Source organism: Hyphomicrobiales bacterium, from assembly GCA_017642935.1.
Classification (GTDB): domain Bacteria; phylum Pseudomonadota; class Alphaproteobacteria; order Rhizobiales; family MH13; genus MH13.
Genome location: JAEPOK010000002.1, coordinates 38,045 through 55,773, shown reverse-complemented (window position 1 = coordinate 55,773; position 17,729 = coordinate 38,045). Strand labels below are relative to the sequence as shown.

14 protein-coding genes are annotated in these 17,729 nt (G+C 59.3%); 5 read left to right on the top strand and 9 right to left on the bottom strand.

The window, feature by feature from the left end:
• Positions 1–4: 4 nt before the first annotated feature.
• From JJ917_09605 to JJ917_09585, 5 genes are all read right to left on the bottom strand, one after another.
• Entirely contained in the window at positions 5–319 is a 315-nt protein-coding gene (locus JJ917_09605; GenBank protein MBO6699075.1) for an HPr family phosphocarrier protein, read from the bottom strand.
• A complete protein-coding gene (locus JJ917_09600) occupies positions 316–717 on the bottom strand; it encodes a PTS sugar transporter subunit IIA (protein MBO6699074.1) in 402 nt (133 codons plus the stop codon). Before JJ917_09600 ends, JJ917_09605 begins: the two co-directional genes overlap by 4 nt.
• A gap of 118 nt (positions 718–835) precedes the next feature.
• A complete protein-coding gene (locus JJ917_09595) occupies positions 836–1,339 on the bottom strand; it encodes an HPr kinase/phosphatase C-terminal domain-containing protein (protein MBO6699073.1) in 504 nt (167 codons plus the stop codon).
• Positions 1,339–3,159 (bottom strand): sensor histidine kinase, encoded by a 1,821-nt coding sequence (locus JJ917_09590; protein ID MBO6699072.1) that lies wholly within the window; start codon positions 3,157–3,159, stop codon positions 1,339–1,341. Before JJ917_09590 ends, JJ917_09595 begins: the two co-directional genes overlap by 1 nt.
• A 43-nt stretch (positions 3,160–3,202) precedes the next feature.
• Positions 3,203–3,937, bottom strand: coding sequence for a response regulator transcription factor (locus tag JJ917_09585; GenBank protein MBO6699071.1), 735 nt, complete (start codon positions 3,935–3,937; stop codon positions 3,203–3,205).
• Between the two features lie 617 nt (positions 3,938–4,554).
• Between JJ917_09585 and JJ917_09580 the strand changes: the two genes are divergently transcribed.
• Positions 4,555–6,168, top strand: a complete 1,614-nt coding sequence (locus JJ917_09580) for a phosphoenolpyruvate carboxykinase (protein ID MBO6699070.1) — start codon at positions 4,555–4,557, stop codon at positions 6,166–6,168.
• An 18-nt stretch (positions 6,169–6,186) separates the two neighbouring features.
• Entirely contained in the window at positions 6,187–7,719 is a 1,533-nt protein-coding gene (locus tag JJ917_09575) for a gamma-glutamyltransferase (GenBank protein MBO6699069.1), read from the top strand.
• 44 nt (positions 7,720–7,763) lie between these two features.
• Here JJ917_09575 and polA read toward each other — a convergent pair whose 3' ends face one another.
• Entirely contained in the window at positions 7,764–10,643 is a 2,880-nt protein-coding gene (polA, locus tag JJ917_09570) for a DNA polymerase I (protein MBO6699068.1), read from the bottom strand.
• Positions 10,644–10,741: 98 nt separating this feature from the next.
• On the bottom strand, positions 10,742–11,869 hold the full coding sequence (locus JJ917_09565; protein ID MBO6699067.1) for an acyltransferase family protein: 1,128 nt from the start codon (positions 11,867–11,869) through the stop codon (positions 10,742–10,744).
• 250 nt (positions 11,870–12,119) lie between these two features.
• On the opposite strand from JJ917_09565, the gene JJ917_09560 reads away from it, so the two are divergent.
• A complete protein-coding gene (locus JJ917_09560) occupies positions 12,120–14,285 on the top strand; it encodes a penicillin-binding protein 1A (protein ID MBO6699066.1) in 2,166 nt (721 codons plus the stop codon).
• 24 nt (positions 14,286–14,309) lie between these two features.
• Positions 14,310–14,870, top strand: coding sequence for a hypothetical protein (locus JJ917_09555; protein MBO6699065.1), 561 nt, complete (start codon positions 14,310–14,312; stop codon positions 14,868–14,870).
• Here the strand turns inward: JJ917_09555 and JJ917_09550 are convergent.
• Positions 14,867–15,637 (bottom strand): M48 family metallopeptidase, encoded by a 771-nt coding sequence (locus tag JJ917_09550; protein MBO6699064.1) that lies wholly within the window; start codon positions 15,635–15,637, stop codon positions 14,867–14,869. The two genes, JJ917_09555 and JJ917_09550, sit on opposite strands and share 4 nt — an antisense overlap.
• A gap of 49 nt (positions 15,638–15,686) precedes the next feature.
• Between JJ917_09550 and JJ917_09545 the strand changes: the two genes are divergently transcribed.
• Positions 15,687–16,130, top strand: a complete 444-nt coding sequence (locus JJ917_09545; protein MBO6699063.1) for a VOC family protein — start codon at positions 15,687–15,689, stop codon at positions 16,128–16,130.
• Positions 16,131–16,543: 413 nt separating this feature from the next.
• On the opposite strand, the gene JJ917_09540 is transcribed toward JJ917_09545, so the two are convergent.
• Entirely contained in the window at positions 16,544–17,635 is a 1,092-nt protein-coding gene (locus tag JJ917_09540; GenBank protein MBO6699062.1) for a calcium-binding protein, read from the bottom strand.
• Positions 17,636–17,729 lie beyond the last annotated feature (94 nt).

Below are 17,729 nucleotides of genomic sequence, written 5' to 3'. Positions count from 1 at the left end.
CCGATCAGTCTTCTTCGCCGAAGCCATCATCAACAAGGGCACACACCGCCGACAACGCCTTGTCAGCGTCCGGTCCGGTGGCATCGACGGTGATGTCGCATCCAGGCGCGGCGGCCAGCATCATCAATCCCATGATCGAGGTACCGCCTACCGACTGCTCACCCTTGGTCACTGTGATCTCCGCATCGAAGCTCTCGGCCAATTGCACGAATTTGGCCGACGCGCGGGCATGAAGGCCACGCTTGTTGCGGATCGTCAAGACGCGGCCGGTCTGGGCATGCGGGGCTGGGGGAATCTGGGTTTCAGCGGCTTCGCTCATCCGGCATCCAAGATCTGACTGGCCACCGAAATGTATTTGCGGCCCGCTTCGCTGGCATGAGCGACCGCGTCGGCCATCACCATATCGCCGCGAATGCTGGCAAGCTTCACCAGCATTGGCAGATTGACGCCGGCAAGGACCTCGACCTTGGCATCGTCCATGATCGAAATGGCAAGGTTGGAGGGTGTTCCGCCGAACATGTCGGTGAGGACAATCACGCCATTGCCGGTGTCGGCGCGCTCGGCCGCCTGAACGATATCGCTGCGGCGCGCTTCCATATCGTCATCTGGGCCGATGCAGATGGTCTCGAGCTGCGATTGCGGCCCGACGACATGTTCCAGCGCGGATTTGAACTCCAACGCGAGATTGCCATGGGTGACGAGAAGAAGACCGATCATGAGGCCCTTAAAGCATCCGGGCGCGGCAACGCACCCTTTGAAGGTGGCGCATCCTTCACCCCTTTGAAAGCGAAGGCAAGGGGTTGAAGCGGTCCTTCACGCGCTTTTTGTGCGCCTGCTAACGGGTGATCAACGAGGCGGCCGTTCGCACCAGAACCATCTGGTGGGCAAGGTCGCCGATTGGCACCATCAGGTGCCGCAGTGCATGCCCATGCACGTCGATCATTTCGGTTTCCGGCAGGCGCTCAAGGTCTTCCAAAGGCGCCATTTCAACGCTGAGTTGGACCACGGTCGACGCTCGCCAGGGTAGCCCAAGGATGCCGATGCTGCGCACTTCAATGAGCCCGGCAAGGTTCGGCGCGGGACTGGCGAGAAGATTGTAGCCGTCGGGTCCAGGATCGAGCGTGATGTAATCATCGCCGATCAGCGCCGTTGCCGCGTCGGTCTGCGACCCCTTGCTGGAGGATGGCTTGCAACCGGCCGCTTCCAGCAGAGCGAAGGCCAAACGGGACTTCCCGGCGCCGGACGGGCCTTGGATCATGATGCCGACGCCGCCCAAAGCCAAGGCCGTGGCATGCACCGCCGCATTGCCCTCGGCGGTCGATTCTTCGGTTGCGGCCATTAGGCTTGGTCGTCTGAGCTTGCCGGCAGACGCACCGTAAAGCGAGCGCCGCCGGGTGTATCTGGATCTGGGCCAGAACGGTTGCCTGCTTCGATCGTGCCACCGTGCACTTCTATGATCTGACGGGAGATCGAGAGCCCAAGTCCGGAATTGTTGCCGTAGCCCGACTGTTCGGCGCGGTCAGTGTAAAAGCGCTCAAAAATGCGCTCCAAAACATCGGGCCGCAGGCCAGGGCCCTCATCTTCGATATCGATGACGATGGCGTCTTCCTCGCGGCGCACGCGCACATGGATCGTGCCGCCGTCCGGCGAGAACGAACGGGCGTTGTCGAGCAGATTGGTGAACACTTGGCCAAGGCGTGACTCGTGACCATCAAGCACGAATCCCTGGTCGCCAGACTGGGTGAACGCCAGTTTGATGGAGATGCTGTCTTTGGCTGCCAGCTCGCGCTGCACGCCGATGACGGCTTCAATCAACGGCTTCACGTCGATGATCGTCGCGTCCTCGCGGGCAAGTTCGGCATCAAGACGCGAGGCATCGGAGATGTCGGAGATCAACCGGTCCAGCCGCATCACATCATGCTCGATCACCTCAAGCAGCCGTTGACGGCTTTCTTCCCTGGTCACCCGCGGCAAGGTTTCCACCGCTGATCGCAACGAGGTGAGTGGGTTTTTCAGCTCATGGCTGACATCGGCGGCGAAACTCTCAATGGCGTCCATACGATTGTAGAGCGCATCGGTCATGCCACGCAGCGTGGTCGCCAAATGGCCGATCTCATCGCGCCTGCCTTGGAAACTTGGCAGCGTTTCACGCGCTTTCACCGAGTAACGCACGCGGTCGGCAGCATCGGAAAGCTTGCGCACCGGCCCGGCAATCGTGCTTGCCAAGAGGAGCGACAAGATTACCATCACACCAGCCGCCACAAGAAAGACGCGCAAAATCGACATGCGCTCATTGAAGATGATCGCGTCGATATCGCCGCCCTGGGTGGAGAGCAACAGCGCGCCGAGGTTGGCGCGGAACCGTTGGATAGGCACCGACACTGAGACAACCAATTCGCCGCGATCATTGACGCGCACGATGCTTGCCGGTTCCCCCGCCATGGCAGAGCGGACCTCCGGCAGCACCATCCCGTTGGCGCCTCCGATTTCTTCGTAACGCGGCATGTCGAAACGGCGCAGATAGAGTTGTCCGCGTTGCCAAATCTTGTCCCACCAGCCCGGCTCGTTGCCGGTGGTCGTGGGCAGATCAAACCGCAGGATCGCCCCGCGCGCATAAAGCGCCTGGCTGTCGATGATGAGGCTGCCCTCAGGATCATAAATGCGCGCCCGCGTGCCTGTTGGCGTGATCAAGCGACGCAGAATTGGCGCCACACGCTCCGGGTTGATCGGGAATTCCAGGCTTTCCAGCGGGTCGTCAAAAACAGATAGGCTCTCGCCGGCCTGGAGCTCCAACAGACGTTCCGGATCGATAACGATGGTGTTGTCGTCATCGACATTGGCCGAGGCAACAATGGCGCCTGCGATAATTTCGCCTTGCACCAACAGGCTCTGCACGCGCGCATCGATAAGCCCCTCGCGGAACTGGTTGAGGTACAAAATACCCGTCACCAGGGCCACCAGCCCCACCAGGTTCAAAATCAAAATGCGACGGGTGAGCGAGGAGAAAATGGTGAACCGTGTAGCCGCTCTACGACGAGCGCGGCGCACCCGCCAGGCGCGCACAAAACGGCCAATCGGGCTCGATCGTAGGTCGGACCCATCGGCCCGGCCTACGTCGGTTTCAGCGAACCTGATCTGGTCATCGCTGCGGTCTACCATCCAGCCCTAACATACTCGCGACAAGGCCAAGCCCCGCGCGGACTCAGCTCTCTTTGAATTTGTAGCCGACACCATAAAGCGTTTCGATCATATCGAAGCTATCATCGACCTGCTTGAATTTCTTGCGCAGGCGCTTGATGTGGCTATCGATGGTGCGATCATCAACATACACCTGATCGTCATAGGCCGCATCCATCAGCGCATTGCGGCTTTTCACGATCCCCGGGCGATGCGCCAAGGATTGCAGGATCAAGAATTCGGTCACGGTCAGCGTCACCGGCTTCTCTTTCCAGGTGCAAGCGTGCCGATCCTCGTCCATCACTAGGTCGCCGCGCTTGAGCACCTGGCCGGCTTCTTCGCCGTTGGCCTTCACCTCTGGCACCACGGCACCATGGCCATTTCCGCCACCGGCGCGGGCTTGAACCCGGCGTAGAAGCGCGCGCACACGCTCAACCAAAACTCGCTGCGAGAACGGCTTCTTGATGAAGTCATCGGCGCCCATTTTCAGGCCGAAGAGCTCGTCAATCTCATCGTCTTTGGAAGTGAGAAAGATCACCGGCAGATCTGAGATTTGACGGAACCGGCGCAGCAGCTCCATGCCGTCCATGCGTGGCATCTTGATGTCGAAAATCGCCAGGTCGGGCGGCGCCATCTGCATGCCGTCAAGCGCCGACGCGCCATCGGTGTAGGTTTCCACGCGATAGCCTTCGGCCTCCAGCGCGATGGCCACGGAGGTCAGAATGTTGCGGTCGTCGTCAACCAGCGCAATGGTCGGCATGGTTGCTCCTTTGGGCGACGGTCGGACAAGCGACATACGATCGGTTTGCAAGGCTAAGCTCTTTCATGGTTCGGCTGTAGCATGATTTGCCACAATTGGTCTTCTGCGCTTTCCACATGGTGAAAATGCGCGGTTGTCCGCGACGCCGCCGCCTTATTTGGCGGCGTCGGGTGGCGTGCGCTTGACGGATCGGCAAACGCATCGCGGCTCAGCTCCAGCCCGGATGCTTGGGCACCGGTTGTCGATTGGATTGCGCGGAAATTATGGCAAGGCGATCAAAGCCTGTTGCGGCTTGATGCTGTCGGCCGGCATTTCACGGTTTTGGACTTTTCGTCCCCGACAGCCGACAACGACGCAAAGGTCTAGTCTGGCTAGCATTTCAGTTGCTTAAAGGACGGCTCTGCCGCCCGATTGAGCACCGAAAACGCTTTTGTCTGGGAATGTTCATGATGTTGATCAATTCGCGTCCGCCGACTGTTGTTCAGGTTTGGCCAACCCCGTAAAGCCTCGCCACCCTCGGTTTGGACGCTGCAGTGCAGCATGGCTGGAGCCGGGGGTGGGAAAGCCGAGAAGGTAAGGTTTTCGGCGCCCAAACGCGAACACGAGGAAACCGCAACGTGGCACAGCACGGGCTCTGGAACGCTGATGTAGAACTGAACACCGCAGGACTTTTTGATCTTGGCGATGTGTATTGGAACTTCACGGCGCCAGCGCTTTATGAGCAGGCAGTCGCCCGCGGCGAGGCTCAGCTGGTCGCTGGTGGTGCTTTGCGGGCCGACACAGGCAAGCACACCGGACGGTCGCCCAAGGACAAGTTCATTGTGCGCGATGCCACGACCGAAGACGCCGTGTGGTGGGACGGCAATGGCGCGATGACGCCAGAGGCGTTCGACATATTGCATGCGGATTTCTTGGACCACGCCAAAGGCATGGACCTCTTCGTGCAAGACCTGCATGGCGGCGCTGATCCGCGCTACCAACTGCCGACGCGCGTGATCACGGAGAAAGCGTGGCACTCGCTGTTCATCCGCACGATGCTTCTGCGCCCGGAGCGAGAGGCGCTGGCTTCGTTTGCACCGGAGATGACCATCATCGATCTGCCCAGTTTCAAGGCGGACCCAGGGCGCCACGGCTGCCGCTCGGAGACGGTTATTGCCTGCGACTTCACACGCAAAATCGTCCTTGTCGGTGGCACGCATTATGCCGGCGAGATGAAGAAGTCCGTCTTCTCCATGCTCAACTTCCTGCTGCCCACTGAAGATGTGATGCCCATGCACTGCTCGGCCAATGTGGATGATGAAGGCCGTGTGGCGATCTTCTTTGGCCTCTCCGGCACAGGAAAAACGACGCTCTCCGCCGATCCTGAACGCACCCTGATCGGCGACGATGAGCATGGTTGGGGCGAAGAGGGTGTCTTCAATTTCGAAGGTGGCTGTTACGCCAAGACGATCAATCTGTCGGAGGAGGCGGAACCGGAAATCTACGCCACAACCAAGCGTTTCGGCACGGTGCTGGAAAATGTCGTGATCGATCCAGACACGCGCATTCCCGATTTTGACGACGGATCACGCACGCAGAACACGCGCTGTGCCTATCCCATCGACTACATTCCCAATGCACTGCTGTCCGGCCGCGCTGGCCATCCGACCAACATCATCATGCTTACCGCCGATGCTTTTGGCGTGCTGCCACCACTGGCCAAAATGACGCCTGAGCAAGCGATGTATCACTTCCTCTCCGGTTACACGGCTAAGGTGGCGGGCACGGAGATGGGTGTCACTGAGCCGGAAGCCACTTTCTCCACTTGCTTCGGTGCACCTTTCATGCCGCGTCATCCTTCTGTTTATGGCGATCTGTTGCGTAAGCTGATTGGCGAACACGCGGTGGATTGCTGGCTGGTCAACACCGGCTGGACCGGCGGAGCCTATGGCACCGGCAAGCGTATGCCAATCAAGCAAACACGCGCGCTGCTCCACGCTGCGCTCGACGGCCATCTGAAGGATGCAACGTTCGAGCCCGATCCGCATTTCGGTCTGCTGGTGCCAACCCATGTGCCGGGTGTCGACCCATCTCTGCTGCATCCGCGGCAAACCTGGGCCGATGCGAACGCTTATGACGCGCAGGCGGCCAAGTTGGCGGGTATGTTTGCCAAGAATTTTGAAGCCTACGCCCCCCATGTCGGGCAATCCGTGCTCGATGCGGCGCCGGGATTTCTTGAGGCGGCCGAATAAAGCGCTATACCGCTGCCCATGAAAGAACAGGGTGGCATCGCCGCCGGGCACACACTGACGGCTCAGGCAGGCGCGGAGATTTTGGCCGATGGCGGCACGGCGGTGGATGCTGCCATTGCCGCCATGTTCACGGCCTGTGTGTGCGAACCGGTGCTGGCCTCGCCCGCGGGCGGCGGCTTTGCCCTGGTGTCCGACGGTGGCGCGCCGGCCTGCCTTGATTTTTTCGTCCACACGCCGAAACGCGCCAATGGCAAACGTCATGATGGGCTGAACGCCGTGGAGGCTGATTTCGGCGGCGTGACCCAGGGCTTTCACATTGGTCCGGGGTCGGTGGCCACCCCCGGTTTCCTGCCAGGTCTGTTCACACTGCACGCGCGCTACGGCACGCTGCCGATGGTACGGCTGGCTGAGTTTGCGGTTGCGCTCGCCAAGGAAGGCGTCACGATCTCGCCGTTTCAGGCCAAGCTCGCCACCATCGTGGAACCAATCCTGGTGGCCACGCCAGAGGCACGCGCCCTCAACACACGTGACGGCGCGCTGCTCGACGCGGGCGACCGCATCGTCAATCCGCCACTGTCCGATGCGCTCGACGCGATTGCCCGCGAAGGCGTTCGACTGGCGAAAGACGGCGAAATCGCGCACCTCATGGTGGAAGCCGTGGATGGCGGGCATCTGACCTTTGAGGATATCAGTGCCTATGAACCGGTCTGGCGGGAGCCGCTGACAAGACCAATGCCCGTCCAGGCGTCGCCAACCGAGCGGTCGGGCGGTGACGACCGGAGCGCGGTGGGCCAAACACGAAAACTCTACACCAATCCTGCACCATCAGCGGGTGGCGGCCTGATCGCCGCCGTTCTTGCCAGCTACCAAGGCAGCGATCGCTACGACCCTCTGGCCTTTGCCAAGGCCCTTGATGCTGTGGATCGGCGATGGCGAGATCTTGGCAAGCCGCAAGGCTTTGATGATCGTATGATGGGCGGCAAGCCAGCCTCGGTGGCGTCACGCGGCACGACCCATGTTTCGGTGGTCGACAGGAATGGGCGCGCGGTTGCGATCACAGTGTCCAATGGTGAAGGCAATGGCGCGATCGTGCTCGGCTGCGGGTTCATGCTCAACAACATGCTCGGCGAGGATGATCTGCTCGCCGATGGTCCAGGGTCCTGGCAGCCAGACCAACGTCTCTCGTCGATGATGGCGCCAACCTTGGTCGGCGACGACAAGGGTGGTCTGCTGGCGCTGGGGTCGGGCGGTTCCAACCGTATCCGCTCTGCCATGGCGCAGGTGTTGTTGCGCTGGGGCGCACATGGTGAGCCGCTGGAAGATGCCATCCGCGCGCCGCGCGTGCATGTGGAGGAAGGCTGCTTGGACGCCGAGCCGGACGGTGATCCTGAACCGCTGCAACGCGCCTTTGAAGACCACCGGATCTGGGACGAGCCGTCCATGTTCTTCGGCGGTGCCCATGGTGTTGAGCGGCGGGTCAATGCCGATGGCCGCATTTCAGTGGAAGGCGCTGGTGATGAACGCCGCGATGGGGTTTTTGTGCGGGTTTAGAGTGACGTCTTTCCTGTGACCAGCACAAGGATGACATAGCACCACTAATGCGCGTCGTCCCAGTTATCCGCAGCGCGGGCGTCCACTTCCAGAGGTACGGAAAGCTCCAGCGCTGGGTTTGGCGCGTCGATCATCACCTTCTCGATCACCGGCAAAGTGGCATCCACCTCGCTCTCTGGCACCTCAAAGATCAATTCATCATGCACCTGAAGCAGCATTTTTGCATTCAGCTTCGCGTCCGCCAGAGCGCGGTCCATGCGGATCATCGCGCGGCGAATGATATCCGCCGCTGAACCCTGGATCGGCGCATTGATGGCGGCGCGTTCGTTGAAGGCGCGCATCGCTGGGTTGCTCGCCTTGATATCGGGATAGTGCGCCCGGCGGCCGAAAATCGTCTCCACATAGCCATGGTCGCGGCAGAACGCCTTGGTGTCATCCATATACTGTTTGATGCCGGGGAAACGCTCAAAATAAGTCTTGATGTAATCGCCGGCCTCGGAGCGCGAGATGCCCAGCTGGTTCGCCAGACCGAAGGCCGAAATCCCGTAAATGATGCCGAAATTGATCGCCTTGGCCTGCCGACGCACGATCGGGTCCATGCCCTCAATGGGCACATTGAACATCTCGCTTGCCGTCATCGCGTGGATGTCTAGGCCATCGGCAAAGGCCTGCTTTAACTGATCAATGTCGGCAACATGCGCCAAAACGCGCAGCTCGATCTGGCTGTAGTCAGCCGACACCAGTTTGCAGCCATCTTCCGCGATGAACGCCTTACGGATTTTCCGCCCTGCTTCGGTGCGCACAGGGATGTTCTGCAAGTTAGGGTCGGAGGACGACAAGCGTCCGGTGGACGTGGCGGCCAAGGCAAAGCTCGTGTGCACGCGCCCGGTGTCGGGGTTGATGGCCTGCGCTAAGGCCTCGGTGTAGGTGGAGCGCAGCTTCTGTAACTGCCGCCAGTCAAGCACTTTGCGCGGCAGCTCGTGCCCTTCGGCGGCCAAATCTTCGAGCGCCGAGGCAGGCGTTGCCCAAGCGCCAGTTTTGGTTTTCTTGCCGCCAGGCAGACCCATTTTGCCGAACAGAATATCGCCAAGCTGTTTGGGGGAGCCAACATTGAAATCCTCGCCGGCAATATCGGCAATTTCAGCTTCCAGCGAGGCCATGCCCTGCGCGAAATCGCCGGACAGGCGCGAGAGCATCTGCCGGTCGACCTTGATGCCGTTGCGCTCCATGCGCGCGAGCACCGGTACCAGAGGCCGTTCCAGCGTTTCGTAGACGGTGACCGCCTTGTGCGGGATGAGCTGCGGTTTCAGCGTCCGCCACAGAAGCAACGTGATGTCGGCATCTTCGGCGGCATATTCGGTGGCCTTGTCGATGGGCACCTTATCGAAGGTGATCATCGACTTGCCGGAGCCCGCGACCTCTTTGTAGGGGATCGGCGTATGGCCCAGCCATTTGGTCGACAGCTCATCCATGCCGTGACCGCCGGTGCCAGCGCCTGCAACATAAGAAAGCAGCATCGTGTCATCGAACGGGGCAACCTCGATGTCGTGGTTCGCCATGATCGAGATGTCGTACTTCATGTTCTGGCCAATCTTCAGGATGGCCGGGTCCTCCAACACGGCTTTCAGCAGGCCTAGCGCTTTTTCGGCGGGCATTTGGCGGTCGTCGTGGCCATCGCCCAGCAGATCATCGCCGGAGGTGTGGATCAGCGGCACATAGTAGGCGCGACCGGGCTCCAGGGCGAAGGAGAAGCCGACCAGGTCGGCGCGCATCGGATCAAGCGAAGTGGTCTCGGTGTCAAACGCTAAAATGCCGGACCAGCGCGCCTCATCAAACAAAGCTTCGAGCTTCGCCGGATCGAAGATGGTTTCATACTTTGTCGCGTCAATGGTGACGGACGCAGCCTCATTGGCGCGTTTTTCAGCGAGAGCCGCCGGCGTCATCTCGCCGTCGGCTTTGACACGGTCTTCGACCTTGGCCCCTTCAAAGCCAGGGGTGGATACTGAAGCGCTTTGCACCTCATCGGTGGAGGTATCGGTTTTGGTAGCCACGCGGCGGGTGAGCGTGGTAAACTCCATGGCTTTCAGGAAGCTGATCAATCGCTCGCCATCAAGATCGCGCACAAGCGTTGTTTCCAGCGGTTCGGCCACCGGCACATCAGGTTTCAACGTCACCAGCTGTTTGGAAACGCGGGCCTGATCGGCAAACTCGATCAAGTTTTCGCGGCGTTTGTTTTGTTTGATGGTCTCCGCTTGGGCGAGCAATGTTTCCAGATCGCCGAACTCGTCCAGAAGCTGCGCAGCGGTCTTCACGCCAATGCCCGGGACGCCTGGTACGTTATCGACCGAGTCACCGGCAAGTGACTGCAGATCGATCATCTTCTCCGGCGGCACGCCGAACTTCTCCACCACGCCATCGGGGCCGGTGCGCTTGTCCTTCATCGTGTCCACCAGCACCACGTTGGGCATGGTGAGCAGCTGCATCAAATCCTTGTCGGAGGAGATGATGGAGACATGCGCGCCCGCGTCCACCGCCTGGGTGGTGTAGGTGGCGATGAGGTCGTCGGCCTCATACCCCTCCTGCTCGATACAGGCGACGTTGAAGGCACGGGTGGCATCGCGGATGATCGGGAATTGCGGGCGCAGATCTTCCGGCGGCTCGGGCCGGTGCGCCTTGTAGTCGGGATAGATGTCGTTGCGGAACGAATAGGAAGAATGGTCGAAGATCACCGCAAAATGCGTCGGCGGCGATCCCAAAAGCTCCGGATCAGGTTCGGCGAGCAGCTTCCACAGCATATTGCAGAACCCCGACACTGCGCCGACAGGCAAGCCGTCGGATTTGCGGGTCAACGGTGGCAGGGCGTGGTAGGCGCGAAATATGTAGGTTGAGCCATCGACGAGCATCAGATGGTCGTCGGAGGTCAGCGGGCGCGTTGGAGCGTCGGTCGAAGCATCTGTCATGGTGGCGCGACCTTAAGAGGAACGCGCCCACCAAACCAGATCAGAAATCGGGCTTTGAACTGTTATTCAGCCGGTGCGATTGTCACCCGTTGTCCGCTCCGAGGCGCGTCAATATAGGCCCAGGCCGGACGTTCGAATAGGAAGCGACCAAAGCCGATTTTCTGGATGATCCAGTAGCCGAGCAGTGGCGAGACAGCCGCGATGAGCGTTGTGATCAGCGCCAACGTACCGGTGTCGGGGATCAGACCGAGCCGGAATCCGACCTCACGCGCCACGACCATTGGCAGGAAGAACGCCAGATAGATGACGATGGAGCGAGCGCCCATGTAGGAGAAGCTCCTGCCAACCAGCGTGCGCGTCACCAACGCTGCCGTAGTGATGACCGCGAGCGCACCCATCGCACCGAGCGCCAGAGATACGAATGGTAGATGGGCGATGGCATAGGTCGCACCAAAGACTTCAACATCGGTGAAAACAGCCACGGTGTTGATCACGCCCCAAGCAAACAGACCCATCAAGCCGACCATTGGACGTGCGGTGGCTTTGTCGGCCAGTGCGAAGGCATAGCCCGCCAGCGCATAGCCTGCGTAGAAGTAGACAAAGCGAGAGGCGAACTCGTCCACCAACAGATAGCCGGTGCCGATGGGCGCGATTTCCAGCGCTGCGCCAATGCCGAGCATCAACCAGACCGGCAGATGCTTCGTCAGCCGCACGACCAGAAAAAAGATCGGCAGCATGTAAACAAACCAAAGGGTGCCGAACGGCTGATAGAGGCTCTGCAGCATCAAGTGCAGCGACCCGGTGACATCGCCGGTTAGAGCGCCATGTTTGATGGCCACCTGGATGACCATCCAAAGCACATAGAAATAGGCAAAGTGAACCACTTTGCGGTCGAGATAACGCTGCCAGGGCGCATCGATGGTGCGGACCAGGAACAAGCCGGCAATGAAGAAAAAGTCCGGCATGCGGAAGGGCTGCGCCCATTCCACGATGGTACCCATCCAACTGGTCGCGCCGGTGAGCTCTTCGACGCCGAGCGTGGAATGCATCATCACCACGAAAAGGATGCAGATGCCTTTGGCGACGTCCACCCAATCGACGCGTCCCTCCGGGGTCGTGAACAGGGCAGGCTTCACAGCCGACGGCGAGGCAGTGCTGGCGGAGTTGGCAGTGGCACCGGACAAACGCATAGCGCGGTTCTTTCGCTTGGACCCAATTGAGTCGAAAAGTAGCTGCCCGTCCGTATTCCCCGCGTAAAACTACCAAGTTTGAGCCGCGTTTTCGACGAATTGTACCGGTTAGGGTTAAGCCGCCCGTAACGTCAGCGGGTTTCGATCGACCTTCGCAAGTCTTTACGTGGTCTTAAGGCCAAAGGCGCTTCTTGTAGGAGGTGATCCGGGTCCTACCTGACGCCCGCTGCATTAACGAATTGAGGCCTCCATGGCGCGTTCGCGACGCCCATCACACCGTGCACCTGCCCGCGATCAACGCATCGAGCCGAGCTTTGATGGGCCTTCGCGCGGTCCTTCGCGTCCTGTTGCACGTCCGCAAGGCGATACGGCGTGTCGCGCACCTGCGCAGCGCCGCACCAAGGCCAAGCGCAAGAAACGCGGTGGTCGTGGCGGTGGATCAGGGCGTGGCTGGTTCGGCCGGTTTCTCGGTCGCTCGCTCTACTGGGGTTTTGTGCTCTCAATCTGGGGTGTGATCGGTCTTGCTGGTGTCATCGCCTATCACGCCATGCAGTTGCCGCCCGCATCTGAGTGGCGGGTACCGGAGCGTCCGCCCAATGTACGCATCATCGCCAATGATGGACAGCTTCTGGCCAACCGTGGTGACACGGGCGGCGAGCAAATTCGCTTGGAGCAGCTGCCGGCCTATTTGCCCAATGCTGTGATCGCGATTGAAGACCGGCGCTTCCGCAGCCATTTCGGCCTTGATCCAATTGGTCTGACCCGCGCGATGGTGGTGAACGCCCAGGCCGGTCGGTTTGTGCAGGGCGGCTCAACGCTGACGCAGCAGCTCGCGAAAAACCTGTTCTTGACCGCCGACCGCACAATCAGCCGGAAGATCCAGGAGCTTATTCTCGCCGTTTGGCTGGAAGCGACCTACTCCAAAGATGAGATCATGGAGCTCTACCTGAACCGGGTTTATCTCGGTGCGGGCGCTTATGGTGTGGATGCCGCAGCGCAACGTTATTTCGGCAAACCGGCAAGCCAGGTTACTCTGGCTGAATCGGCCATTTTGGCCGGTCTCCTGCGCGCACCCTCTCGCTGGGCGCCGACGCGCAACCCTGAAGGGGCCGAGGCGCGCGCGGCCACGGTGCTGCAGGCAATGGTGGAAGAAGGTTTCATCACGCAAGAAGAGATGACGCTGGCGCGCAACAATCCCGCCGCCACGATGGATCGCGCGCGGCGTGGCGCCGCCAATTATGTGGCCGACTATGTGATGGACGAGTTGGACCGGATCTTGCCGTTGATCGAAGGCGACATCACGGTTGAAACCAGCATCGACCCTTATCTTCAGGCCCGTGCCGAGCTTGCCTTGCGTACAGCCTTGGCCGACCAGAACGATGGTGAATTGCAAGGAGCTGTCGTTTCGCTGGATGGCACCGGGGCCGTGCGGGCTTTGGTCGGCGGGCGCGACTATCAGCAAAGCCAGTTCAATCGCGCCACTGATGCCTTCCGCCAACCTGGCTCCGCCTTCAAGCCGTTCGTCTATCTGGCGGCGCTGGAACAAGGCCTTTCACCGGCCACCATGCGCAATGACGTACCGGTGCGGTTCGGTGATTGGTCGCCTGAGAACTATTCGCGCGAGTATCGCGGTCCGGTCACGCTGGCCGATGCGCTGGCGCTCTCGCTCAACACGATTGCCGCCCAGCTTGCCTACGAGGTCGGCCCGCAGCGGGTGATCAACACAGCCCAGCGCCTTGGTATCCAGTCCGAGATGGAGCGCAACGCCTCCATCGCCCTTGGCACGTCAGAAGTCTCACCTTTGGAGTTGACCGCGGCCTACGCACCCTTTGCCAATGGTGGCTTTGCGGTGGCCCCGCATGTCGTACTGCGCGTGCGCGATGACGCCGGCAACGTGCTTTATGTTCGCGACGCATCTGGCTTTGGGCGGGTCATCGATCCTACCCATAGCCGGGCGATGAACGCGATGCTCTCGCGCACGCTGATCATCGGCACCGGTCGCCGCGCGGCGCTTGAAGGCTGGACCGGTGCTGGCAAGACCGGCACCACGCAAGGTCTGCGCGATGCCTGGTTCGTCGGCTACACGGCCAATCTCACAACCGGCGTTTGGCTCGGCCATGATGACAATTCGCCCATGGATGGTGTGACCGGCGGCGGTCTGCCCGCTGAAGTCTGGCAGGCCTATATGACCGATGCCCATGTCGGTGTGCCGATCGCCATGCTACCCGGCACCGACGCGGCGAGCCTTGCGCAACTCAATCCTGCAGCGATCATTGGCAATCAGCCCATTCCGGGCGTTGCTGTGGGCCAGGGCGTGCCAGCCCGGCGCGATGATCCCTCTGCGATTGTGTTGCCAAGCCAACCGCCATCGGGCGGATCCAATCCGCTCAGCCGTTTTCTGGGGTCGATTTTTTAGGCCGATCGGCTAAGGCTGGCCGCCATGTTCGGTTTTCTCTTTCTTGTCTTTGTAGGCCTGCTCGCTTTCCTCTTGATACGAGGCGGCGCCAAAACGGGCACGGTCGTTTTGATCCTGGTGGGCATCTTCGTGCCGCTGAGCATCGCACTTGCCGCTTGGTTTTTGGCATCGCCACCGATCTGGACGCTGTTTGCCCAGAGAACCGACGCCTTGGTGCAGGTTGCCGATATTGTCGAGCCGCGCGATGGACCGCCGGGTGGTTGGCGCCGCCCTGACGTCATTGATGTGCAGGTGCGCCTGGCGCAGGAACGCTCCGGCCGGTTGCTTGCGCTTTATGGCGTTGAACCGCCCGATGGCGTTTTTACGAGCCGTCTGGAAGCCCAGGATGCCTTGCGCGATGCCTATCCGTTGGGCGGTTCAGTCACCGTGCGCGTGTCGCGCGACGTTGCCTATGTGGACCGCCAGGACTGGTTTTCGACGGCGCTGTTCGTATTCTGCGTGGTGTTCACGCTGTTGATGAGCATCGTCGCCCTGATTGTCGTGAACGCACGCGCCGGATCTCGGGTGAAACCACCGCCTTCTTAGGAGAAGCGGATCGCCATCAAGCGTTTTTCGGCTGCCTTGAGCGCCTTTTGGCCTGCCCGCCAGTTCGGATCGAGGCTGGCGACCACCTTCCAGAATCGTTGGCTGTGGTTCATCTCGACCAAATGCGCCACCTCATGGGCCACCAGATAGTGCTGGGCCTTGGGTGCCGCCATCATCACGCGCCAGGACAAAGTGACCACCCGCGCTGACGAGCAGGAGCCCCATTGCGAGCGCGGATCGCGGTAGCGAATGGCCGAGGGACGCTTGCCCAACTGTCCTGAAAGTTCCATCACAAGCGGCGTAAGCGACTGTTCGGCTTCACTTTTTAGGAACTGGGCCAGCCTTGGCATGATGCGGTGCGGCGCGCCTGGCACACGAAGCGTGTTTTCCGCATCGCGGGACACCGTGCCGCGAATTCTGCCGGTCGGGACTATGCGGTGTTCCTCGCCGAAAAAGGGCAAACTGTCCGGGTGAAGCGCGCCTTGCGCGCTTGGAAGCTCCGGCGCGTGACCGTCGATCCAACCCCGGCTTTGTGACAGGAAGGTGAGTGCAGCGCTTGCCGGTGTGCCGCGCGGTACGGTCAGCTTGCCCTCGCCCGTTCGCACGTCAAAACGCAGGATCATGCGCCGCGCGTTGGCATGCACCCGAACCCGCAATGGACGTGGCTCGCCACGCACGTCCACAGTCGTCGGCATTTCCAGGTTCGGCAGCACCGAGGAGATACGCCTGCGACCGGCTTGCAGGTTTGTCAGTAAGGGCTTGAACATCGGACGGCGTTCGATAACGAGAGAGGAAACGAATCGAGAGGGTGACCCCATGAGCACTGATACGACCAAACGCCCGCGTTTTCACCTGGCATTCCCTGTCGACGATTTGACGGCGGCGCGCGGCTTCTATGGTGGGCTGCTGGGCTGTTCGGAAGGCCGGTCAACGGATGGGTGGGTGGACTTCAACCTCTTTGGCCATCAGATCGTCGCGCATCTGGCGCCTGAAGAAGTTGGTGAAGCGGCTCAAAATGGGGTCGATGGCAAAGCGGTGCCGGTGCGCCATTTCGGGGTGCTGATGGACTGGGATGATTGGGACGCGCTGCACACGCGCCTCACCGAAGAAGGTATCGACTACATCATCGAGCCCTATGTGCGCTTTGAAGGCCAGCCCGGCGAGCAGGGTACCTTCTTCGTCAAGGACCCGGCGGGCAACGCGCTGGAGTTCAAAAGCTTCAAGAACGACGAGATGGTGTTTGCTAAGAGTTTTGAATAGTGCGCGAACGGCGAGTTTGAGCCCTTTGTGCAGCATGATGCGGTTCGCGTGAATAGCAGCGTTAAAAGGCCCTTTTTAGCCGCAGTTTCTGTATCTCTGTATTTGGCCGCCTCTTGGTTTATGGACAAAAACGCACGTTCTGCTCAGCCACCAGCCTACGCGCCAACCTTTTTAGAATGACGAAAAGTCACTTGGCTGAAGCGCGACGTCGCAATCCCTCAACTCAACGCGCAGCGTTTCTTTCAACACTAAAAATTTATTCGTATCATCACAATGGTGCCAGTTGGATTGACCATCGTCCTTTTTGATCATCACATTGCAGTCATCTGATTGAGACACGGGTTCCGAACTTAAGCGCTCATTAGTGAAGGTCGAGCCTTTTGGCATTATCAGTCATGGCATTTGGCGTGTCGTTATATACTCGCCAAATTGCCATCGGGCGTTCGGAAGACATTCGGCACATGCGAACTCGACGTAATCTGTCCACGTTCGATAAGCTCTAAAAGGCTATACTGGCTAACCTGGAACTCCGAATGGTACTCCAATCGCGCAACCTCAGACCAGGTTGTCGAAGTTGCATCTCCATCCTGATCTACCAACAAGCTTGCATAATCAGCCCCGTATTCGAGTTTTAAATAGTGCATGTAATTCAGGGGGCTGACTCGTTCACCAATGATGGATGAGAGGTGGATCACATCGCCATCGCCTGGCGTGAAATCCTTTATAACATCAAAGATGTCATCAAGCACCTTGTCTCCATGCAGGCTGAACACATCACCCCCCAGCCTACCAACAAGGGTGTTGTTGCCTTGTTCGCCTGATAGGAAATCCGACTGATCCCCTCCGATTATATAGTCGTCGCCAGTCCAAGTTAAAATTGTATTGCTACCATCTATACCAACAATACGATCGCTCTCCGTCCAGCCAAGCGTAATTGCCAGTTCATTTAGGCTTGACTTGTAGTATTCAAGCCCGTCAGCTTGCGTCATTTCTCCGACCTGATTTCCGTAGTCGGCAAACGCATTTGCAGTGACCGTTTGCTCTCGCATATCGATTGTTATTTCACGCGTGATCTCAACTCCGTTCTCATTGCGTAACGTAAGCGCAATGCTCTCATCGTTGCCATTCAAATTTCGTTGTTGGGTCGAAATATAAACGACCAAACCGTCCTTAAAGAGTGTGACCGAACCGTACTGGGTAGCAACCAGCATCGAGGATGCTCCGTCTGGCATCAGATATATTTCTTCTCCGTACCAAGCTTCCGAAACAGTAAAACCAAAGCGGTGAAGGTCTACTTCTCCATCCTTTGATTCGTCGTTCAACTCGTTAAAAATGTTTCCGGCCGTAACCCAATCGCATGAATATGCAGGTATGATTACTATTGCGCTTTCAAACTCACTGATTTGCCGATTCATAGACCAGTGTTCGTAAGCGGACTTCCAATATGGGTAAATAAAATCGGCCCATAGCGTTGGCACTACAATTACAGTTGCAGTTATACCCAAGAATGCTCTACCGACATCGAGTGTGTTTATGTTCTTCATATTTGTAATATTGATTCAATAAGCCTTAATTACAAGGCATTTTTTATCTTAGATC